This window comes from Acidimicrobiales bacterium (assembly GCA_035630295.1).
GTDB lineage: Bacteria > Actinomycetota > Acidimicrobiia > Acidimicrobiales > Iamiaceae > Iamia.
Genome location: DASQKY010000042.1, coordinates 148,503 through 170,011 on the forward strand (window position 1 = coordinate 148,503; position 21,509 = coordinate 170,011).

The 21,509-nt window shown below is 68.7% G+C and carries 20 protein-coding genes, 1 tRNA gene and 1 pseudogene; 7 read left to right on the forward strand and 15 right to left on the reverse strand.

The annotated features are described in order from the left end of the window. Genes VEW93_11010 through VEW93_11020 form a run of 3 tightly spaced genes read left to right on the forward strand, consistent with a single transcriptional unit; the run spans position 1 to position 1,922 of the window. Positions 1–846 carry an AAA family ATPase gene (locus tag VEW93_11010; GenBank protein ID HYI62319.1) on the forward strand — a complete coding sequence of 282 codons (846 nt, stop codon included), beginning with the start codon at positions 1–3 and terminating at the stop codon, positions 844–846. Next, positions 847–1,359 (forward strand): hypothetical protein, encoded by a 513-nt coding sequence (locus VEW93_11015; GenBank protein HYI62320.1) that lies wholly within the window; start codon positions 847–849, stop codon positions 1,357–1,359. A gap of 5 nt (positions 1,360–1,364) precedes the next feature. After that, positions 1,365–1,922 carry a TIR domain-containing protein gene (locus VEW93_11020; protein HYI62321.1) on the forward strand — a complete coding sequence of 186 codons (558 nt, stop codon included), beginning with the start codon at positions 1,365–1,367 and terminating at the stop codon, positions 1,920–1,922. Positions 1,923–1,930: 8 nt separating this feature from the next. On the opposite strand, the gene VEW93_11025 is transcribed toward VEW93_11020, so the two are convergent. The 6 genes and pseudogenes from VEW93_11025 to VEW93_11050 form a co-directional block, all read right to left on the reverse strand. Further along, entirely contained in the window at positions 1,931–2,809 is an 879-nt protein-coding gene (locus VEW93_11025) for a DUF4231 domain-containing protein (protein ID HYI62322.1), read from the reverse strand. A 323-nt stretch (positions 2,810–3,132) separates the two neighbouring features. Beyond that, positions 3,133–3,885, reverse strand: a complete 753-nt coding sequence (locus VEW93_11030) for a hypothetical protein (GenBank protein ID HYI62323.1) — start codon at positions 3,883–3,885, stop codon at positions 3,133–3,135. A 563-nt stretch (positions 3,886–4,448) separates the two neighbouring features. Beyond that, positions 4,449–5,297, reverse strand: coding sequence for an AAA family ATPase (locus VEW93_11035; GenBank protein HYI62324.1), 849 nt, complete (start codon positions 5,295–5,297; stop codon positions 4,449–4,451). Between the two features lie 173 nt (positions 5,298–5,470). Next, a pseudogene (mobF, locus tag VEW93_11040) lies at positions 5,471–6,568 on the reverse strand (MobF family relaxase). 599 nt (positions 6,569–7,167) lie between these two features. Then, on the reverse strand, positions 7,168–8,271 hold the full coding sequence (locus VEW93_11045) for an IS110 family transposase (GenBank protein ID HYI62325.1): 1,104 nt from the start codon (positions 8,269–8,271) through the stop codon (positions 7,168–7,170). Between the two features lie 322 nt (positions 8,272–8,593). Beyond that, positions 8,594–8,797, reverse strand: coding sequence for a hypothetical protein (locus VEW93_11050; protein ID HYI62326.1), 204 nt, complete (start codon positions 8,795–8,797; stop codon positions 8,594–8,596). A 24-nt stretch (positions 8,798–8,821) separates the two neighbouring features. On the opposite strand from VEW93_11050, the gene VEW93_11055 reads away from it, so the two are divergent. Together VEW93_11055 and VEW93_11060 are read left to right on the forward strand one after the other, a co-directional pair. Beyond that, the gene (locus tag VEW93_11055; GenBank protein ID HYI62327.1) at positions 8,822–9,424 is read left to right on the forward strand and encodes a hypothetical protein; all 603 of its coding nucleotides are present in this window, start codon (positions 8,822–8,824) and stop codon (positions 9,422–9,424) included. Between the two features lie 237 nt (positions 9,425–9,661). After that, positions 9,662–10,576: a tyrosine-type recombinase/integrase gene (locus VEW93_11060; protein HYI62328.1), complete on the forward strand. Its 915-nt coding sequence runs from the start codon at positions 9,662–9,664 to the stop codon at positions 10,574–10,576. A gap of 119 nt (positions 10,577–10,695) precedes the next feature. On the opposite strand, the gene VEW93_11065 is transcribed toward VEW93_11060, so the two are convergent. Next, positions 10,696–11,172, reverse strand: coding sequence for a hypothetical protein (locus VEW93_11065; GenBank protein ID HYI62329.1), 477 nt, complete (start codon positions 11,170–11,172; stop codon positions 10,696–10,698). 589 nt (positions 11,173–11,761) lie between these two features. Between VEW93_11065 and VEW93_11070 the strand changes: the two genes are divergently transcribed. Continuing rightward, entirely contained in the window at positions 11,762–13,537 is a 1,776-nt protein-coding gene (locus tag VEW93_11070; protein HYI62330.1) for a hypothetical protein, read from the forward strand. Positions 13,538–13,551: 14 nt separating this feature from the next. On the opposite strand, the gene VEW93_11075 is transcribed toward VEW93_11070, so the two are convergent. The 6 genes from VEW93_11075 to VEW93_11100 all read right to left on the reverse strand — a co-directional run bounded on the left by VEW93_11075 (position 13,552) and on the right by VEW93_11100 (position 18,505). Continuing rightward, a complete protein-coding gene (locus VEW93_11075) occupies positions 13,552–13,689 on the reverse strand; it encodes a hypothetical protein (protein ID HYI62331.1) in 138 nt (45 codons plus the stop codon). Positions 13,690–13,709: 20 nt separating this feature from the next. Further along, complete coding sequence (locus VEW93_11080) at positions 13,710–14,183, reverse strand: hypothetical protein (protein HYI62332.1); 474 nt, start codon at positions 14,181–14,183, stop codon at positions 13,710–13,712. 210 nt (positions 14,184–14,393) lie between these two features. Beyond that, positions 14,394–14,467 (reverse strand) — tRNA-Gly (locus tag VEW93_11085). Positions 14,468–14,554: 87 nt separating this feature from the next. Further along, a complete protein-coding gene (locus VEW93_11090) occupies positions 14,555–15,673 on the reverse strand; it encodes an ABC transporter ATP-binding protein (protein ID HYI62333.1) in 1,119 nt (372 codons plus the stop codon). 163 nt (positions 15,674–15,836) lie between these two features. Further along, complete coding sequence (locus VEW93_11095; protein ID HYI62334.1) at positions 15,837–17,354, reverse strand: iron ABC transporter permease; 1,518 nt, start codon at positions 17,352–17,354, stop codon at positions 15,837–15,839. Between the two features lie 65 nt (positions 17,355–17,419). After that, positions 17,420–18,505 carry an iron ABC transporter substrate-binding protein gene (locus VEW93_11100; protein ID HYI62335.1) on the reverse strand — a complete coding sequence of 362 codons (1,086 nt, stop codon included), beginning with the start codon at positions 18,503–18,505 and terminating at the stop codon, positions 17,420–17,422. Positions 18,506–18,682: 177 nt separating this feature from the next. Between VEW93_11100 and VEW93_11105 the strand changes: the two genes are divergently transcribed. Beyond that, positions 18,683–19,405 (forward strand): DedA family protein, encoded by a 723-nt coding sequence (locus VEW93_11105; protein HYI62336.1) that lies wholly within the window; start codon positions 18,683–18,685, stop codon positions 19,403–19,405. Between the two features lie 23 nt (positions 19,406–19,428). On the opposite strand, the gene VEW93_11110 is transcribed toward VEW93_11105, so the two are convergent. Beyond that, complete coding sequence (locus tag VEW93_11110; GenBank protein ID HYI62337.1) at positions 19,429–20,316, reverse strand: hypothetical protein; 888 nt, start codon at positions 20,314–20,316, stop codon at positions 19,429–19,431. Continuing rightward, a complete protein-coding gene (locus VEW93_11115) occupies positions 20,313–21,296 on the reverse strand; it encodes a DUF1385 domain-containing protein (protein HYI62338.1) in 984 nt (327 codons plus the stop codon). Before VEW93_11115 ends, VEW93_11110 begins: the two co-directional genes overlap by 4 nt. Between the last annotated feature and the right edge of the window lie 213 nt (positions 21,297–21,509).

The following is a 21,509-nucleotide window of genomic DNA, read 5'->3' on the forward strand; positions in this document are numbered from 1 at the left end:
GTGACCGAGGTGCACGTACCGGAGCGGTTCGCCGACGAGATCGATCAGCACCTAGTGATGAACCTCGCCGAGGTGCAGAGCTGGCCGCTCGTTCTCGGCATTTTCGGTCGCCCCGGTGACGGTAAGAGCTTCCAGGCCCGCACCCACCTGGAGAGGCGAGGAGTGGAAGTCATCTCCATCAACGCTGCCGATCTCGAGAGCGATCGTGCTGGTCAGCCCGGCAAAATGGTGCTGGCCAAGTATGTCGAGGCTGGGAACTGGGGGAGGGAAGGATTGCCCGCGGTCCTCCTGATCGACGACTTCGACACGACCGTCGGGGAGTGGGAGCACAGCACCGGGACGGTCAACCATCAGCAGGTGCTGGCGCAGGTGATGCACCTGGCTGACTCACCCACGGAGACTGCAGACAGCGAAGTTCGCCGAGTGCCCGTGATCGTCACCGGTAACGACCTTGGCAAGCTCTACCCTCCGCTGCGCCGTCCAGGTCGCATGCGGCCGTTCACATGGGACCCTACGGAGAACGAGCGCCTTGCGATCGTGGTGACCATGCTTGCCGACCTGATCAACGAAGCGGAGGTAGAGGAGCTGTTGACCGCCTGTCCCGGTGCGCCGGTGGCGTTCTTCGCTGAATTCCGGGCCGAGATCCAGGCGAGCCGAGCGCGAAGGAGCATTGCGCGTCTCGCCGCCGACCTGGCCTCGCTCGTCAAGGACCCTGGGTCGGCCGGGGCACAGCTTCATAAGGACCTGCGATCTGGATCTCGCAAGGGTGGCCAATCAGTTGTCGAATTGGCCTCAGCGAGCTGGCAGCAACGGCTCGCCTCGAACATGTCGTATCTGGAGGATTGAGTGTCCCCTCCTCGCACCTACACCTACACCCGCACCGAGGCGCTACTCGATCAAGTTGACATCTTCCTGACGTTGGCCGGAATCGATGAAGGCCTTCGCAAGACGGTCATCGACGCTGTCGGCGCTAGGTGGCTTGATGAGGTTGGCATCTATGTTGCCAAGAATGGCAAGCGAGTTCTAGAGGGATCGGTCGAGATCAGCTGGTCCTTGCACTCCGATCACGCGGACTTGACCGTTTCCTCTGACCTCCCTGGATGGGAGGGTGGTGCTGCGCCTGAGTTGAGGATCATCGCCAAGCGACTGGCCGCATTTGCAGCTGAGTCCGGCCTGCCGGTGAGCGTCTGGGTTCGCTTCACGCCGGCGATCCGCAACAACGAAGCCCTGTACCAGCAACGGCGAGTACAAATGGGCTTCACTGCTGATGCCCCGGCCTGGAGGGTTGCGCCGCAAGTGCAGCGGATTGTGCTGCAGGATATGACTGAGGCTCACGCCTCCCTACGGGACGCAAGGTAGCAACTATGGCTAAGCGGAAGATCTTCGTCGCCTACCACGCCGACGATGAACTCGAGGTCACCGTCTTCTGCAGGCGTTACGCGCAGTACTTCTCTGAGATTCGGACCTTGGGAATTGCCGAAGAGGGCGAGACTTACGCAGAGAAGATCGAAAGCGGCGACAGCGACTACGTGATGCGGCGGATTCGCGAGAGAAAGCTTGCCGGCACCTCGTGCACTGTGGTCTTGATCGGCAAGTGCACGTGGGCCCGGCGCTACGTCGACTGGGAAATTGCAGCCACCCTCAAGACCAACACAGGTGATCCGCGAGGGGGTCTCATTGCTGTGCAACTCCCGACTGCTGCCGAGAATGGGTTCGAGAGGCTGCCACCACGCCTAGAACTCAACCTGGTGATGAACGAGGAGGGCGGTACCGATGCCGGCTATGCGCGGTCGTACGGTCCTCCGCCCAGCGATGGGACGATCGCCGCCTGGGTCGAGGCTGCGGCCCGCCGGCGCGACTCGATGGAACCCGCCGAGGGATCGACATCCGCTCTGCGCGTCAGGAGTTCGCCGTGTTCCTGACGGCGGTGTCAATCCTGAGACGCGCTTTGACGTCGGGCTAGCCAGACAGTGTGCTCTCGGCTGAATGCCGCCTCGCTGTCGTGGACGATGGTCGCCCAGGTGTCTTCGGACGTTGCGGTGTCGATTGACGCTAGTAGCGCCGACACATCATGACTCGTCACTGAGTAAGACTCGGCCAGAGACTCAAACTGCTTAGTCTGTCGCCAGGCGAGGATTGCCGCAGCCAAGGTGACAAACACTCCCGACCAGTCGACATCGATTAGCCCGAGACCTCGCAAGAGGCCCAGGAGCGCGGCTGCGCCCTCCGCAGCGAACAGGGTGCTGCCCCACTGCCGTGCGCGCTTACGATTGTGGTTCGCCTCGTTCGAATACCACTGCTGCTGGTCGAGCACACGATCGTCTCGATAGCTCGCCTGACGAACGCTGCGGTCGGACTGTCGAAGGTCCTCGACTGCCGGTGAGAGTTGGGCCGCCGGGGAGGCCCCGGCAGGGATATCAAGGTGAGGGAATTTCTCGAGGAGAGCCCTCATGCGCTCGAGGTATCGGCTGCGGGCGGTCTCATCGTTGTAATGGAATGCCTCTCCGCCGACGGCGTATTGCCAGCAGAGAGTCTTCGCCGACTCTGCTAGCGCCCGGGCGTCGTACCACCTGCGCTCCGGATGAGCGGTTGCGACGTAGCCTCGCACAGCGACCGCGATCAGGAGGGCTGTGGCGCCCACTAACGCTGCGATGTTGATGCTCCCGGTGTGCCACGAGAGGGCCCCTCCTGCGGCTGAGGCGAGAAGAGCCCCAAGTTCTGCTTGCTGGAGGCGCAGGAATCGATCCTGCTCTCGCTGCGACACTTCGTCGGCTGCTCGATGAAGTGCTGGAAGATCCTCGGCGTTCACATGATCAGCATGCCATCAGATGGGACGCGTGATGTGGGTGCGCCCGGCCGCCTCCGCTTGCTGCTCCCACGATTCACCTGAAGTTGGGACGAGGGCGCCTTCGCCGTCTAGCGACGTCTGCGCCCCACCGCCCTATCAGATCCCGGTTCGAGGTCTGGGAAGACGGACGACGAGCAGGCGGACGCGAGTGAATGCATCGATCTCATCCACCGGGTGCGCTCGCGCAACAGGTCCGAGACCGTGAACCTGTGCGCCCGTCGGTGGAGCGCCGACTCGACTGATCAGCTTCAACGCTGATGAGATTGGCTTGTCATCTGAATTGACTACTCATCGCCGTCGCCTGTTGAAAGGTGATGGACGAGGATGAAGTTGCCACTGCCGTCAGCCCTGACAGGCAGGCCTTGCTCAATTAGCGCTTTGTGAAGTGGAAGGCCCTGGAGAAACACCTCGTAACTTGCCCCCAGCTCGCGCCGAAAGCGCCTACGAACTAGACTCCCGTGGACTCCGTGCGGGCCGGACTCCTCTAGTTCGATCCGCAGCTCTCGCACAAGACTCGCGATGAGACCGGCGTCGACGCTCGGAGAACTGATTTCGGCATACCGTTCGACGATCTCCGCCAGGCGGTCTACCTTTGAGTGAAGGGAGGCGTCCGATGGGTCCAACTCGGCAGCCGGTAGAGCATCCGACGCCGTCCCAAAGAAGCGCCATAGCTCATTGCGTCCATCGGATTTCTCGAGCGTGGCAATTATAAAATCCGACAGTCGATCGATCTCTTGGTTCAGTTCGTAGACTGGTCGCGGGTCGTACTTGTGCGCGTTGAGCGTCGCAGTGTCGAAGGGCAGGATGTCAAGGCCATCCCACACGAGACAGACTGGCTTATCCAGCGCCGACCTGATACCCAATTCTAAGAAGACATTTGGGTTGAGTGCTGATAGGTCCGCAAGGACCAAATCTGCATCTCTTAGGTCGTTGATGATAGCCGCCTGAATATTCTCAGTTCCCGACCTCACCGTCGGCATCAGCGTAAGACCCGCCTTCTCTACTGCCGGTGCGATGAGAGCGTCAGCAATCTTCACGAAGTGATCAATGCGACTCCCATACCGATCAGAGAGATGGGGCGCGACCGAGATGGGCATAACTACGAAGCACGATTTTGTCGCCCCCGGCTGCATCTATGGAGCATACATCTGGTGTCCGGGGAGTTCGACGGAGCCGACCGACCTTCGCATGACCTTCCTTGACTGCATCGGGGAGATCTGGCGAACGACGTCGTACCGATCCCCGGGCTCTGGCGCCATGAACCAGCGCTGTAGTTAGAGCCCGATGCCCTGGTCGGCGCTGAGCGTCCTCGACACCCTCCCGGCGATTGGGACATCGCGCGAAGGAGGGGCGGTTGACTCTGCGATCCAGCGCTGATGGCGTGCGTGCTCCAGTCGGCGCCGAGGTCGTGGCGGGCTTGATCGAAGTCGTCGGCGACGGCGTGGAGAGTGGTGCCGTGGCGGGCGCGGCTCATCGCCACGTAGGCGAGCTCTCGACCGCCGCCAGCGGCGCGCCACCTACGACCGAGCCCACGTCCTCGCGTCCATCTTTCGTCTCGGCGGCGAGGTAGCCGTGGTCGAGGTGGTCGGCGTCGACGCCGTCACCGTTTACCGCGCCCAAGGCGTGACGTACGGACGTCGACGGCGGTGACGGTGAGGCGCTCACTGGTGACCAGGCCGTGATCCGGGAGCGGGGCGAGGACGACGGTCTGGTCGCCTTCGGCGTAGCGGCGGCCTCCGGGAGCGGTCAGCTCAGGTCCCGACACCCGGCCTCGGTCCCGGTGCAGGTCCCGGGCGAGCCGGTTGAGGTCGCGGACGTCGTCCCGTCGCCAAGCCATCAGGGCGGTGTCGTGCCCGGCGTCGACGTCGGTCGCCCAGGCGTCCGCCATCCCCGCGAGGGCTTCGGTGCGGTTGGTCGAAAGGGTCGTGCGACCCCGGGCCAAGTACCAATCGACGGCCCGCTCGACCGAGCCATGGCGCAGCTCCGCCAACGCAGCTCGCTCGGCCGGGTCCCGCTGGCGGGCGTTGCGGTCGAGTGTGGTCAGCAGTTCCGGGTGCCGGTCGAGGAGTGAGGCGACCGCACCGCCGGGTCCTATGGCCGAGAGCTGCCGTGGGTCGCCGACGAGGACGACCTTCGCCCTCGCCCGCTCGACGGAGGTGACCAGACGGAGCAGGTCACCATCGGCGGTCATGGCGGCCTCGTCGACGACGACGACGGTGCGATCGTCGAGTCCGATCCGGTCGTGGTCGATCCGCCAGAGCAGCGAGGCGATGGTGCGGCTCTCGATGTGAGCCTCGGTCCCGAGGGTCCGGGCGGCCTGGCCGCTGGTCGAGGTCCCGATGACCCGATAGCCGTCGATCTCGAGCGCCGGGGCGGCGGCGTCGAGGGCGGTGGTCTTGCCGCTCCGGCGACGCCGACGATCACCTCGACCGACCGTCCCGAGGAGCAGACGGCCCGGACGGCGTCGACTTGGCCGGGTGTGAGGAAGTGGCCGATCTCATCGTCCTTGGCCCCGATGGCCGTGTCGACGTCGGCCGTCGGGATGGTCGGTCCCGGCGCGGTGACAAGTCGCTCGACGGCGACGGCGATCGCCTGCTCGGCGGCCAGCACCTCGACCGTGGCCTAGGCCTGCTCGTGCAGAGCCCCGGCGCCGATGAGCGGAACGACCGAATGGCCAGCGAGGACTTGGTCGATGCGGTCGAGCTCCCTCGGGTCCCGGCCGTAGAGCTTCGGCGCCAGGACGGCGACCAGCTGGGTGCGGGTGAAGACCTTGTGGCGCGCCATCAGGTCCCCGTCGGTGTGAAGGACCTCGGCCGCCAGGTCCTCGACCTGCTGGTCGGTCAGCCAGAAGGGGAGCGCCCCGTCCGGACGGCGAGCGGTCTCCAGTGTCTCGAGCAGGCGGTCGACCGACCAGCCGACGGAGTCCAGTTCGGCCCGCCATCGCGGCATCAGCTCGTCGACACCGGTGTCCCGCTTCGCCGCGCTACTCTCCCGTGCTGCGACGGCTCGGGCCCGGTAGCTGTCGTGGCCGGTCGCGGCGGGGTATGCGCTGATCTCGTCCGAGCGCTTGGAGAACAGGTCGCACACGTCTTCGGGAACGCCCACGATGCGCCAGTGCCGCAGTTTCCCGGACGGGCCGTTGTCGGGTTCGATCTTGAAGCCGAGTTCGACGGCCCGAGCAGCGGAGTGCAGCCGGCCGACCATGGTCGCTGCCTCCCCGGTGTCGCGCAGGGCGGTGGAGTCGAGCCCCTTGTGCCCGCCTCGGTCGTCGAGCATCTCGGCCACGTTGGCGACCAGCACGTGATCGTGCGGCATCGGATCGCCCGCCCGGGAGGTCCCGTGGCGGGTCCGGGCGTAGACGAGCCCACCAGTCTGGGTGCGGACCTGCGCTCGGCCTCGGCGGCCGCCTCGCTGCTGGAACCACTCGTCCAGCCAGTCCCTCGTCGACTGCGTCTCGACGTCGAGGATCGAGTGCATGTCGTCGGCCCGGTCGATGACGCCGAGGACGGCGACGGACTTGTGGGCGCTCACCACTAGCTCGAACCCCGGCCGCTTCGTCGCCGCCAGCCGGCGTCCTGTGACCGGATCGATGAAGCCGCCCGGACCGAACGCGGCCTCGTAGGCCCCCGGCGTGACCTCGCCGTGTAGGCCGAGCCGAGTGGCGCCGGCGCCGCCCCACCGCAACGGCGTCTCGCCTCGGGAGCCGTAGTAGTCGAGGGCGGCGCCGGGGTGGTCGTCGGCCCGGCCGACGACCGTTCTTCTGGTGGTACGCCACCTCGTTCACGCCCATCGGGCGGAACCACGCCATCAGCCCGTCGTGCCCGGGATCGTGCAGCCGAAGGTTGCAATCTTGTTCGCCATTGGGGTCGTTGTGGACCGGGATGAGGATCGTGGTCCAGGTGTTCGCGATGGCTGGTGAGTGGTGGACTCTGGCGGTCAGATCGGGCGTGGTCGTCTGCGTCGACGTGGTCGGGTCATGGGTCCGGCGAGGTTGGGCCGAGTGCCTCGGGCTGGCGTCGTCGGGCTGGCGCCAGCGGTCGTTCTCGGGATCTCCATGTAGGGGATCTGCAACGAAACGGACCTAGGCGAGTGGGTCAAGACGTACAGGTGCCCAGCGCGCACCTCTCGCCGATCGACCCGGCGCACGCACTCGACGGAAGGACGATCCCGATGGGCGCATCGACCGACACACCGACCACCTCGGAGCTGCCTCGGCTGCTCAACATCACCCAGGTGGCCGACCATCTCGGCGTGAACGTCCGCCACGTCCGGAGGCTCGTGTACGAGCGGCGGATCCCGTTCGACGCTCCTATGGATCGTCAAGCCGGTGGCGGGTCAGCTTGGAGTTGTCGGTAGAGGTGGCGGGCGATGTAGCGCTTGAGGCAGCGTTGGATCTCTCGGTTGGTCTTGCCCTCGGCTCGTCGGCGTTCGGCGTAGGCCCGGGTGTTGGGGTCGTAGCGCAGCCGGCAGAGCATCACGACGTGCAGGGCTTGGTTGAGCTGACGATCTCCGGAGCGGTTGAGCCGGTATCGGGTGGTGAGGCCGCTGCTGGCGGGGATGGGGCAGGTGCCGGCGAGCATGGCGAAGGCGGCCTCGTTGCGGACCCGGCCGGGGTGAGACCAGGCGCAGAGCACGACGGCGGCCACGATCGGGCCGACGCCGCACTCGGCGAGGAGCTCGGGTCGCCAGTCAGCGACGATGGCGCGGATCTGGCGCTCATGGGATGCGGCCTCTGTGGTGAGGTCCTGCCAGCGCCGGGCGAGGGAGCGGAGCATGTCGGCGGTGGTGGCGGTCTCGAGGTCCCAGTGCTTCGAGCTGCGGAGTCGGGCGGCGGTGGCGACCATGACGACGCCGGTCTGGCCCCGGAACTTGGCTCGGAGGCATTCCGGTGCAGCGGTGACGAGCGCTTGGAGCTGACGGTTGGCCACCGCGGCGCCCTCGACTGCGGAGCGGCGCCCGACCAGCAGCACCGCCAGCGCGGCTCGCTCGCCGGGGGCTCGCGGTTCGGCCAGGTTGTCGCGTGCCAGCGCCTCGCGGGCGGCACGGGCCGCGTCGATGGCATCGGACTTGGCGCCGTGTCGGCGGGCGACGCGGCTCGGGCGGTCCAGTTCGATGACCCACTCGCCGAGGTCACGGAGGTGGCGGACCAGGCCAGCGCCGTAGCTGCCGGTCCCTTCGATCGCCCACGCTCTCAGCCCGCCGTGGCCTTCGGCCATCGAGACGAGGGCGCGGTAGCCGTTGGGGTCGGTGTCGATGGTCAGCTCATCGAGCTGGCCGCCGGTGCCCACGGCGATGACCGCGGCGGTGTGGGTGTGCTTGTGGGTGTCGACGCCGATGACGACCTCGACGAGGTCTGCGAGGCTGGCCATGCGTTTCTCCTTTTCCGGAAGGGACGTGAGTCGGTTCCGGTCCGGGTCGAGCACGGCAGGACTGTGATGGGACACGTCCCGGCTGCCACCGGGACGGTCAAGCTCCTGATCAGGCCAGCACCTCGACCCGGGCCGGGGCCGGCGATCACGAGCGGACAAGTCGAACGAAGGGCACGAAGCCAATCAAGTGGCGGGTCACGCTCGCAATCACCGACCCGCAGCCCAGCGCAACGGATGAGCTGCGCCGGTGATCCTCACAAATCAAGTGGGGCCACCTCATCCGCTTCGACCCGGCAGACGTCCAGCGGTGGATGAAGGAGAACACCATCCAGCGACCGCCGATCCGGCCGGGACGCCCGCCCGTGGCGGGACGGCGCTAGGGGAGTCGGCCGGTGGCCTTCGCCCACTTCTCGACGTCGGGCCACGCCCAGATGCGAACGCGCCCGACGGTCGCCACCGGCTCGGGGAAGTCGGCATGACGGCGGAACAGGTTGTGCGCGGATGGCACATGCGCCAGGCCCAGCCGCTCGGCGATCTCCCCTGCGCCCACCAGGTCGTCCGCATCGACCCGTCTGCCCATCGGGGTCACGGTAGGCGTCCGCTGTTGACTATTTCCTTTGCCGGTGCTGTCATGGGGCGTCCATTGAAAATCAAGGTGGCCCCGGCGCAGGTGGTGCTGCCCGGGGCCGTGGCCGGAACCCCCGAGGAGGTCCCGACGATGAGTGATATTACGCGTCCCCCTGAAGACAGCGGAGACGACCCGAGCCGGGTGCAACGGTCGACTGCCAGCGGCGGCAGGGAACGAGCCAGTAGCGATGCCGAAGCGGTGGCGCGCCTGCGTGCCGAGGTGACTGACCTCCGGCTTCAGCTTGCCGACGAGGTGCGGACACGGCGGGTCGTCGTGGTCGACGAGACCGGTTTCGGCCGCGTCCGCATCTCCTCGAACGCCGGCGAGAGCCGCGTCGACCTGCTCGGTGCCGACGGGTTCCCGCAGATCCGGATCGCTGGCGTACCCGGGCGCGGCACCGTGACGCTGAGTAGCCCCTCCGCCGACGGTGGGACGACCCAGGTGGAGGTGTTCGCTCTCGATGGCGATGAGACCGACCCGCCCTACGTCGGCGTCGAGCTGATCGACCAGGGCGACAGCGTGGCCGGCTTCGTGCTCTACGAGGGGCGACCGCCGCGCACCTGGACCGAGCCTCGCTAGGTGCGCGCTCCGGCACCGGGCAGGAAGGCGGTGAAGCGTGGGAGGCAAGCGTCAGTTCGGGAGCATCCGCAAGCTCCCGTCCGGGAAGTACCAGGCGCTACCCCGACGCGGTCGGGCAGCTGATCCCGGCGCCGACGACGTTCGCCACGAAGGCTGACGCCGGTCGGTACCTCGACCAGATCCGCACCGACCAGGACCGGGGGGCCTGGATCGACCCGCGGGCCCGGGCAGATGACCATGTCCGACTACGCCTGGGGTTGGCTCGCCCTGCGCCCGGAGCTGCGCCCTCGCACGCAGGAGCTGTACGAGGGCTACTTGCGGCTGCACATCCTTCCGACCCTGGGCGAGGTCGAGCTGGGCAGCCTCTCGACGGCCCGGGTCCGGGCCTGGCACGCCGGCCTGATCGCAGCCGGCAAGCCAGGACGGTCGACCGTGGCGAAGGCGTACCGGCTCCTGAGCACGATCATGCGCACCGCCGTCGAGGACGAGCTGATCATCAAGAACCCGTGCATCCTCAAGAAGGCGGGGTTCGAACGTCCAGCCGAGCGACCCATCGCCACGGTGGCGCAGGTGTACGAGATCGCCGACACCATCCATCCGCGGTTCCGCATCCTCATCCTCCTCGCCACCTTCACGGGGTTGCGCCTCGGCGAGCTGCAGGCACTCAAGCGGCGGCGAGTCGACCTCGAGCACGGCTCGCTCCGGGTGGTCGAGCAGACCCAGTTGCTCAAGGACGGGACCCTCATCACCGGCCCGCCCAAGACCGACGCCGGGGTCCGCACGGTCGCCATCCCAGCCGCCATCCTGCCGGACCTCGCTGCCCACATGGATGAGCACTCGGTGCCTGGGCCCGAGGGACTGGTGATACCGGGCCCCGGTGGCGTTCCGTTCCGGCGGGGGACCTTCTACACGGAATGGAAGAACGCCACCCGAATCGTGGGCATCGAGGGCATGCGATCCCACGACCTCCGCCACACGGGCAACACACTCGCCGCGTCGACGGGTGCCAGCACCAAGGAGCTGATGGCACGCATGGGCCACGCCAGCCCCAGAGCGGCGCTGATCTACCAGCACGCCACCGCCGAACGAGATCGGGCGATTGCAGGCGCGCTCAGCGCCATGATCGAGAGCACATTGCCGACCGCTCGCTGACACGCATGCGGGCACGGTCGAAGGACTGCCCGGAAGGCCCTGGGCGGGCTGACCCAGGTGTCCCGGGGACCGTCCACGGTTTGCGAGGTGCTTTGGAAGTGCAGAGCGCAGGCCGACGATCAGAGCGTCGACGATCGGTGTCGCTCGACTTCGACCCTCAAGGCGCTGGCCACTGCCGGATCCTTGAGCAGAGCACCGTCGAAGTAGTCGTCCGCGTGGCTCACGGCCACCGCTAGCCGCAGCTGACCCGAGATGGGATCTAGCAACACGCCATCCACATCTACGAGGAAGCTCTGCCCGACTCGACGTAGCCGCGTGGTGAGCAGTGGGGTGTCGACTCCCTGGCGGAAGAGCGCAGCGCACGTCCTGCCTAGCCGGCTCCGCACCAGGTGCTTTCCTGGTGCCAAGGCACCTCGACCTCCGCACAGGTCGAGGGCTACGACCAGGGCCGCCATGTCAGTGATCGTGTACCGAGACCACCCGGACGGCACGCCTTGCGTGCCGTCCGGATCTCTCACGAGCCGATAGAAGGCGCGGAGCTGGGCGTAGTCGATCGCCCGGATCGAGAGGGCGCTGGCGACCTCGTTCGGGAACATGACGGCTCGCGGAGCGCCGCCATCGACGTCTTGAAGCCGCGCCTTCGGTGCGACCGGCTGGTGCTGGGAAAGACGACGGGCCATATCCAGTCTCGAAAAAGAACCTACTAGACAACATACCAAAAATCGGTATATTACAACTGCGCCGTTTGACCCACACGAACATATGTGCGAAACTGCGTCAGCGGCCCGATGTCAGCATCCCTCAGCCAGCCCTCAAGATGTGCTATTGCACGACCGAAGGGGCACGGCTACTGTCGACCGCTTGGAGCAACCCGACATGGGCAAGCTCACCTCACCCCAGACCGAGCGACCCGACGTCCCTGGTCGGCAATCAGGGATACCTATGGCCCCTCATCCCAGCATCTTCCGAGCCCCGCGCGGTCGTCGCCTCGACACGTTCGTGAGTCAGGACGTGGTCGCTGAGACCGGTGCGTTCGCGATTGGCGACACCGACTCGGCCGACTCGTTGGTGCTCCTCCAAGGCGAACAGGACCCCCACTCCGCCGCTTCCTGACCGACGGAGGCCCGGGGAGGGCTTGTCGTGTGCCAAGACCGAACGAAGGGCACAGACGCGGACCTCGCGCGGGTGATACAGCCCTGTCCGGCGTTTCACGAGCACCTCCTAACGCTGTTCTTCGAAGACCAGCAGATACGCGACACCGACGTTACCAGGGCTACCCTTCGGGCCTTCGGCACCGTGAGCCTCATTGTGCTCGAACTCGAGTACTTCGATATCGACTATCGGAGTGAGTTCAGCGCCGTCCTTGAGGATTCCTTCGGTGTAGATGATCACCGCACAGCACGGCTGCACTTCTTCCGAGACACCGAGGATCCCGCAGCAGAGGTCGACCTTCGAGTCTGTCTCGAGGCAGCGCTTACGCCGTACGAGGCTGAAGCAACAGACCGTGCCGACGTGGCGAATGAGGGTCTACAGCGCCCGCGGAGCCGATACCTCGGTTACGTCATTGTGCGCCCCCAATCACCCGGCACAATTGGCCGGTCAATTGTGTCGCCGGTAGAAGAGCGGGTGGAGCTGGCCGAAGGCGAGGCGCTCGAGACGCGAGTGCGGACCATCGTTCGTGAGCCCGTCGACATCTTCGGCCTGCAAGCGCAGGCATACGGCGTGCCATTCATGGAGCAAGACGGGCGACTTCTGAGGTGCGCCCACGTCGCTGCCTGGATGTGTCACTACACCGCAGTGCTCAGAGGCTTGGCCCATCGTCTCCGGACTGCCGAGTTCAATCCGTCTAAGGGTCCGCATCCCAGCCTCAGTCGGAGGTATCCCTCTACAGGGCTCACCGATGTGATGCTGGCGAAGGTTCTCCGCAACATTGGTTTCCCCGCCGAGGCCATCACCGTAGGAACACTCATCAAACGTCGTCCGGCACTGTGGACTGATCGCCCTGCGATGTACGAGCACGCCATGACCCCGGACGTACCTGGAGAGCGGAGGTCCAGGGATGACCTGGAGTTTTGGTTGCGAGAAAGTTTGACGGCAACGGCATGTCGATACCTGAACTCTGGATTGCCTTTGGTTCTCGCGAGGAACCATCGCGGTCACGCTCAGGTCATATGCGGCTACGTCCGTGACGAAGACCTAGCCGGAAACGCGAATGCCGATCTCGATCCATCACACTCTGATGTCTCCGCCTTTTTGGTCAACGACGATCTAGTCGGCCCCTTCCAACTTGAGTCAATCGATGAGTTGATTTCCGACACGCTGGACGGTCCACGCCTTGAGGCGAAGTCTTGGCCCTTCTCGCTTCTAGTTCCACTGCCGCGTGGTCTGTGGCTTGAAGGAGGTCTCGCCGAAGCTGCGGGAGCCAACGCTATCGCGGGAGCTTGCGAGCAGTTGGAGACCTGGGCAGCCGGCCACGAGGCGTCGATGAGCGACGCGGCCCAGGCGCTGCTTGAATTCATTCGAACTCGGCGGGCAAACGAGACGACCACGGCGGCCGGCTATGCCGTCCGTAGCTTCGCCATGACCGGCACCGATTTCAAACGCAGCTACTCCGAAGTGGTGGAGGACGAGCGAGCAGCGCGGGCAGTGAGCAAGATCCAACTTCCGAAGTTCGTCTGGGTTGTCGAGATACTCGACCGCTCACTCCGTCCGGGCCCGAACGATCAGCCCCGCCCAGCAGTGGTTGCCACCGCTATAGTCGACGGATCTGCAGTCGCCCATTCCGGCTGGGGAACCGAGCGCATCTCAGTCCTAGCGGTCCACCTTCCAGGTCACCTGTCGACCTATCGGTCCGACTGGGAGGAAGTCACCGACGCGCCCCGTTACACGTGCCGCTGGAACCACTATCGGGAATGGTTGACGTCTCCCCAAGCCTCCGCCGAACGGGGGAAGGAGATCTGACGACGGGCTCAGCGCTACGGCCCGCCGAGTAGATCGATGTCGTCCAAATTCTCGAAGTCTAGATCGACGAAGTTCCAAACTTCGTCGCGCTCGGCTTCGTCCTCCGAAGTTTCGATGGGCTCGTCAGGCGAATCGGGCTGAACATCGGTCACTCAAGTCGCCTCCCTGTGGGCTAAGGCTGTCCGACGAGGACAGTGATAACCCACAATAGGATGGAGAGGCCGAGTAGCGCCACCGTCCAGTAGAGTTCCTTCTGTGCGGCGCGAAGCGTGCTGTTTGAACTCTTGACGTTGCTAGCGACCTTCTGGGCTACTGCCATCCGGACTGACGGACCGTCTGCGGGCGGAAGACTCAGCAGCGAACCCGGATCCAACTCCTTCCCGAGGCCGGATCGAAGGCGGAGGGCAACCATGGCCATTATAAGGAATGCTCCGGTTGCGGAAGCGCTCGCAACAACCCAGCAGTCCTCCACATCTGGAGCTTTGAGAGCTGCGTTTGCGAAGAAGCCGAGCGTTACGCTCCCGCCGGATACGACGAAGATTACGTGGCTGCGAAAGGCTTCCACCGATCTCGATACGACTGCTTGGCCTCGGAGTGCAGCCTCGTAGGCGAGCGTCGACAGCACTTCCTCCCGCGTCGCGGCCATGAACGCAGACTAAGGGAGGTGGGTGTGGACCTCAATGGTCATCCCGCAGGGGGATGTTCAGGTAGCCAGCCAGCGTCCGTCGCCGCCGAGCCTCGGTCTGCCTTGGGTATGGGCGAGCCGATCTGGCACGGATCTGGCAGGGCGGGGCTCCGACGGGCCTCCGGAGAGGTTCCAGGGAGGCGCTCTACGCCTCTGACCTGGGGGTTTGCTTGGAGCGGGTGACGGGAATCGAACCCGCGTTCTCAGCTTGGGAAGCTGATGTTCTGCCTCTGAACTACACCCGCAGGTGTCGGCCGGAGCCGGATGCGTGAGGGGCGAGCATAGCGGTGGGTCCGGAAGCGACGCCCGCCCAGAGCCATGACCGCCCGGGGTCAGGTCGAGGGGAAGGTGACGACGGGGCCGAGGACGGCGAGGCCCACGTCATCGCCGGGGCGGGGGAGGTCGAGGCTGACCCACCGGGCCCGCACTGGGGTGGCGTCAGGCGTGACGACGAGGTCGATCAGGGCGTCGTGGCCCAGGTAGTGCACGGCGGTCACCGTGGCTCGCTGAGGGGAGGCGTCGTCTCGGCCCACCTGCTCGGGGCGCAGGCACACGGTGAGCCCGATCCCGTTGGTCTCGGCCTCGGCCCCGGCCTCGATGGCGGCGATTGGGGCGTCCAGGTCGGATGGGCCGCTACCAGAGGCCGGCGAGCCGGCGTGTGTGGGCGAGGCCATGGGGATCACCGGGCCCAGGGCGCACTCCAGGCGTCCCCCCACCACCTGGGCCGGGAGCAGCACGGCCTCGCCCAGGAAACGGGCCACGTCCACGTCCACGGGTCGGTGGTACACCTCGCTGGGTGGGCCGGCCTGGACGATGCGGCCCTCGCGCATCACGGCCAAGTGGCCGGCCATGGCCAGCGCCTCGCCCTGGTCGTGGGTGACCAGCACCGCGGTGGTGCCCGCCGCCTTCAACGTGGCCGCCACCTGCCGGCGCAGGGCATCGCGGAGGCTGGCGTCCAGCGCGGTGAACGGCTCGTCCAGGAGCACCACCGCTGGTCGGGGGGCCAGGGCGCGGGCCAGGGCCACCCGCTGCTGCTGTCCCCCCGAGAGCTCGTGGGGCCGCCGACGCTCGAACCCGGCCAGGCCCACCAGTTCCAGCACCTCGGCCACCCGGCTCCCGCGCTGGCCCCGGAGACCGAAGGCGACGTTGGCGGCAACATCCAAGTGGGGGAAGAGGGCACCCTCCTGGGGGACGATGCCGACGCGGCGGCGCTCGGGCGGGACCGCTCGGCCGGGCCGGCTGACCTCCTCGCCGTCGAAGGTGATGGTCCCGCCGTCGGGCTGGTCGAAGCCGGCCAGGATGCGCAGCAGCGTCGTCTTGCCGCAGCCCGAGGGTCCGAGCACGGCCGTGAGCGACCCGCCGGGCACGTCGAGGTCGACACCGCCGAGGGCCGTCACCGGGGGCCGGGCCGCGTAGGTCCGGCTCAGGGACCGGACGGCGACCTCGGTCATGCCCGGGCCACCATCGGGTCCGGCGGGCTGCAGGACGGGGCGTGGGCAGCGGAGTCCGTGCGGGTCATGCCGGGACGGGAGTGACTGGCGGTGGCTGACCCAGCGTCGGACGGCACGGGGCGGGGCGGGGAGGGCCGCGCCGACGGGTGGAGGGGGGCCGGCATCAGCGGGACCGGCCGGGGAGGGTGAGGAGCGCGGTGGGGACGGCGGCCAGGATCACGATGGCCGCCGCGTAGGGGGCGGCTGCGGCGTAGGAGGAGGCGCCGGTCAGGCCCCACAGCCGGGTGGCCAGGGTGTCGACCCCGAGGGGGCGCAGCAGCAGGGTGGCCGGCAGCTCTTTCATCACCGTCAGGCACACCAGGGCCGCCCCGGCCCCGATGCCGGGCGAGGCCAGGCGGAAGGTGACGGCCCGCCACGCCCCCCAGCGGGACCGGCCCAGCGACCGGGCCACCTCGTCGAGGCCCGGCGGCACCGACGCCACCGAGGCGTGCACCGACCCCACGGCCAGGGACAGGAACAGCACCACGTAGGCGGCGATCAGCACCGGTGTCCGCTGGTAGAGCCCCGGCACCACCCGGATGCTGAAGAACACCATGGCCAACGCCACCGTGATCCCCGGCAGGGCGTGGCCGGCGTAGGCCGCGCTGGTCACCGCCCGGGGCAACCGGCCGGGGTGCCGGGCCGACAACACGCCCACCGGCAGGGCCAGGGCCACGGTCACCACCGCGGCCAGCGCGGCCAGGCCCAGGGTGGTGCCGGCGGCCGAGGCCAGCTCGCCGTGGCCGGCCACCGACGTGCCCCGGTGCAGCCACCGGACCAGGTTCCAGGCCGGCACCCCGAGGGCCAGGCCGGCCATGGCCGCCGATCCCAGCAACGCCGGCACCGTGGCCCGTCCCAGCCGCACCGGCGTCAGCGGCCGGTCGGTGCCCGCCCCCACCCGGTCCTGGCGCTCGGCCCGCCGCCACCGCGCCTCGCCGGCCACCACCACCAGGGCGATGAGCACCAGCACGCAGCCCAGGATGGCGGCCGGGGTGCGGTCGAACGAGGCCCGGTACGAGCGGTAGATGGTCTGGGTGAGGGTCTGGTGGCGCATGATCGACACCGCCCCGAAGTCGCTCAGGGCGTACAACCCGGCCAGCAGGGCGCCGCCGGTGGCCGCCACCCGCACCTGGCGCAGCGTCACCGCCAGGAACACCCGCACCGGGCCTCGCCCCAGCGAGCGGGCCACCTCCTCCAGGGCCGGGTCGGCCCGCCGCAGGGCGGCCAGCACCGGCAGGTACACGTACGGGTAGCTGACCGAGGTCATCACCACGAACGCCCCCCAGAAGCCGGCCAGCCCCGGCCGCCAGCCGATCCACGCCCAGGCGGCCACGTACGACGGCAGGGCCAGCGGCAGGCCGAAGACCACCTGCCACACCCGCCGCCCCGGCAGGTCGCTGCGCACCACCAGCCACGCCCCGGCCACCCCGATCACCAGGGAGGCGGCGGTCACGGCGGCGGCCAGGCCCAGCGACCGGCCCACCAGCTCCAGGGTGCGGGCCCGCCACACCGTGGCCTCCACCTCGTCCCACCCCCGCTCGGTGGCCCGCAGGGCCAGGTGCCCCAGCGGGGCCACCACGGCCACGCCGACCGCCGCCGCCAGCACGGTGAGGCCGGCCGGGGCCCGACGACGGGCCGGCACCGGCCCGGGCCGGTCGGGACCCGCCGAGCCGGGGCCCGCGGTGTCGACGGGGGTGGCGGTGGCGGTCAGCTGATCAGCCCCACCTCGGACAGCAGGGACTGCGTCTCCTCCAGCGAGTCGAGGTCCGTCAGGTCGATGGCCGGGCCCTCCAGCTCCTCGAGGGGGGGCACGCCCTCGGGGTCGTCGACCCCCTCGACCAACGGGTACTCGAAGACCTCCTCGGCGAAGTACGACTGGCCGGCCTCCGACAGCAGGTACTCCACGAAGGCCTGGGCCGCCGACTCGTCCTCGGCCCCGGCCAGCACGCCGACCGCGGTGGCGTTGACCAGGGCGCCGGGGTCGTCGCCCTTGGGGAAGATCAGCCGCGACCCCATGTTCTCGGCCCCGCCCACCTCGGGGAGGGCCCGGGCCCAGTAGTAGTGGTTGATGAGGCCGAGGGCGATGTCGCCGTTGGACACCGCGTCGAGCACGTCGACGTTGCTCTCGTAGTCGCCGTCGACCCCGTTGGCCTGCATGTCCTCCAGCCACTGCCGGGCCGCATCCTCGCCCCGCGTGACCCGGAAGGCGGTGACGAAGGACTGGAAGCTGGCGTTGCCCGGCACCCAGGCCACCTGGCCCTCGTACTGCGGATCGGTCAGGTCGAGGACGCTCTCGGGCGGGTCGTCGACCAGGTCCGGGTTGTAGACGATGACCCGGGACCGGCCGGTGACGCCGACCCACGCCGTGCCCTCGTGGGGCCGGAACCGCTCGTCGACCCGCTCCAGCACCTCCGCCGGCAGCCGGCCCATGAGGTCGGCCTTGGCCAGGGCGCCCACCGCCCCCACCTCCTGGGAGTAGAAGACGTCGGCCGGGGTCTCGGACCCCTCCTCCAGGATCTGGGCCGCCATCTCGGCGGAGTCGCCGTAGCGGACCTCGACGGTGATGCCGGTGTCGGCCTCGAACCGGTCGATGAGGGGCTGGACCAGCTCCTCGTCCCGGCCGCTGTAGACGGTGATGGTCGTCCCCTCCAGCTCGCGGTCGGTGCCGTCGCCGACCGACGAGGGCACCGGGCCCGAGCCCGAGGCGGACCCGTCGTCGCCGCCGCAGGCCGGGGCCAGCAGCACGAGGAGGGTCAGGACGGCGGAGGCGGCCCGCCAGCGACGCGTGGGCATCAGTGTCTCCAGGGGTGGGGGCGGTCCGGAGGGAGCCGGACGGGCCGATGGTAGGCATCCCGAACACGAGACGGCCAGCTCGGTGACGATCGATGCGCCGGCACGATCCCGGCCGACCGGCCGTCGCTCGCGGGGGAGGGCTTGGCCCCGGCGACGGCCAGGGGCGAAGATCGGCCGATGATCCTCGCCGGCCTCAGCGACTTCGTCTTCGGGGACCTGTCCCGCTGGGTCGAGGACGTCATCGATGCCATCGGCTACCTCGGCGTGGCCCTGCTGGTCGCCCTGGAGAACGTCTTCCCGCCCATCCCCTCCGAGGTGGTGCTGCCGGCGGCCGGGCTCTACGCCGAGAAGAACGGCGGCGTGCTCCCCCTGATCGGCATGGTTCTGGCCGCCACCGCCGGCTCCGTGGCTGGCGCCTGGGTGCTCTACGCCGTGGCCGCCTGGGTCGGGCCCGACCGGCTGCGGGCCTTCGTGGTCCGCCGGGGCCGCTGGTTCGGGGTCAAGGAGGGCGACCTGGACAAGGCCGAGGGCTGGTTCGACCGGCGCGAGGACCTGGCCGTGCTGGTCTGCCGGTGCATCCCGCTGGTCCGCTCCGTCGTGTCCATCCCGGCCGGCTTCCGCCGCATGCCCAAGGCGCGCTTCACCCTCTACACCGCCCTCGGCTCCCTGGTGTGGAACACGGCGCTGATCCTCGTCGGCTATGCCGCCTCCTCCTACCAGGACGAGGTGGAGACCATCATCGGCTACGTCCAGTACGTGGTGGTGCTGGCCATCGTGGTCGCCGTGGGGTGGTTCGTGTGGCGCCGCATCATCAGGGCCCGCCTCCACCCCGACCACGGCGACGACACCGGCCCGACCGGTGCCGAGGTCCGCGACGAGGTCCCCGGCTCCACCCGCTGACCCGCCGAGTCCGCTGGCCGTGGCTACCGCCGGCTGGCGTCTTCCCGGTCGTCGTCGTCCAGCCAGGTGACCTGGTCGCCGCGGCGCACCGACGGTCGCTGGCCGTCGCGCAGGTCGATGACGGTGTCGGTGACCAGGTCCTCGTCCTCGACCCGCTCGGCGCCGGCGGGGCGCGCCACCCGGTCCCCCGGCCAGGCGAACGTGCCCACCAGGAGGAACAGCAGGCAGGCGCTCAGGGCGCTGCGACCCCCGGCGCTGATCTCGCCCCTCGTGTGGGCGATGGTGATGACGTTGAGCACGCAGTGGGCCGCGCTCATGGGCAGCAGGCCCCGCGACCGGGACACCACCAGGGCGCTGATCACCGCGAAGGCCGCGAAGGTGAGCAGCTCGGCCACCGAGTCGGTCTGGGCCTGGTGCCCCGGGAGCAGCACCCACCAGGCGCCGGCGGCCAGGTAGCCCACCACCCGGGCCGGCGAGGCCGGCACCTTCACCACCATCAGGGCGGTGGCGATCACCACCGGCACCGCGAACCGGTAGACGACCTCCTCGTTGGCCGCCGCCACCACCAGGCCCAGCAGGTCGGCCAGGTCGCCGGTGCGGGCGAAGAGCACCGCCCCCAGGGCCAGGCCGGCCAGGATGGCGATCCAGAACGGCACCAGCCGATCCCGGTCACCCGGCGTGCCCACCGACCGGGTGCCGAGGGCCAGCAGGAGGGCCAGCGACGGGACGATCGAGGCCGACAGGGCCAGGCTCCCGATGTGGACGTCGGGGCGCAGCAGCAGCCACCCCATCTCGACGGTCATGGTGACGATGGCCAGGCTCAGGACCACGGTCCGGCCCGGCTTGGTGCGGACCAGGGACGAGGCCCGGAACAGCGGGGCGGGCCGGCCGGCGGCCGGTGGCGCGCTCATGCCCCCACCCCCACCGGGACGGCGGCGGCCGGGCCGGGGGCGGTGCCGGCGGGGCTCGCCGCACCGTCCTCCAGGGACGTGGTGGCCCGCAGGGCGGCGATGGCCACCTCGATCTGGTCGTCGTCGGGCTCGGCGGTGGTGAGGCCCTGCAACCAGGACCCGGGGGCCATCAGGATGCGCCCCACCAGCTGGTGGCGACGGGTCCCGGCCAGGCGGATGGCCTCGTAGGCCACGCCGGCCACCAGGGGCAGGCCCACCAGGCGACTGGCCACCAGCACCGGCCAGCTCGGCGAGCCGACGATCACGTGGGCCAGCAGCGCCACCAGCACCACCAGCAGCAGGAAGGCGGTGCCGCACCGGGGGTGGCGGCGATCGAAGCGGCGGATGGCCGCCGGCTCCAGGGCCACGCCGTGCTCGTAGGCGTGGATGGTCATGTGCTCGGCGCCGTGGTAGGCGAAGGTGCGCCGCACCTCCGGCGACAGCGACAGCAGGGCCATGTAGCCGACCAGGACGGCCAGCCTGACCCCGGTCTCCACCAGGTTGAAGGCCCACCGGCCGTCGAGGCCGAGGAGCTTGGGCACCGCCGCGGGCAGCAGCACCAGGAAGGTCACGGCCAGGGCGCCGGCGATGGCGGTGGTGAGAGCCAGCCCGCCCTTCGAGTAGCCCTTGCCGTCCTCGGTGCCGCGCTCCTGGGCGCCCCACAGCATGGCTCGGGTGCCGAGGCGCACCGATTCCCACAGGGCGACCGAGCCCCGCAGCAGCGGGATGCGGCGGACGCCGTCGCCGTCGCCGGGCAGGGCGGTGACCGTGGTGGCGATGGTGCCGTCGCTGCGGCGGACGGCGGCCCCCCAGGCGCCGGCCCGGCGCATCATCACCCCGTCGATGAGGGCCTGGCCGCCGATGGGGCCGAGGTCCTCGACCAGGCGGGGCGGGTGGTCGGCGGCCGCCGACGTGGCCGTGGGCGATGGCGTGGCGGGCACGGGGTTCCTCCTGGACGCACCCGGGCGCCGCCGGGCATCAGCCACCCTCAGTGGTGGCAACGCCCGGCACTGTACGGACTCGGAGCCGACCTGTCTAGGTCGAACGGCCTACTTTTCGTCACGGATCGTGCTTTGGCTCGGCCTACGGATCACTCTGAGTCACGAGCGAGGGCGCTCTCCTCGGCGATCTCCAGGAAGGCCTCGGGCGCCAGC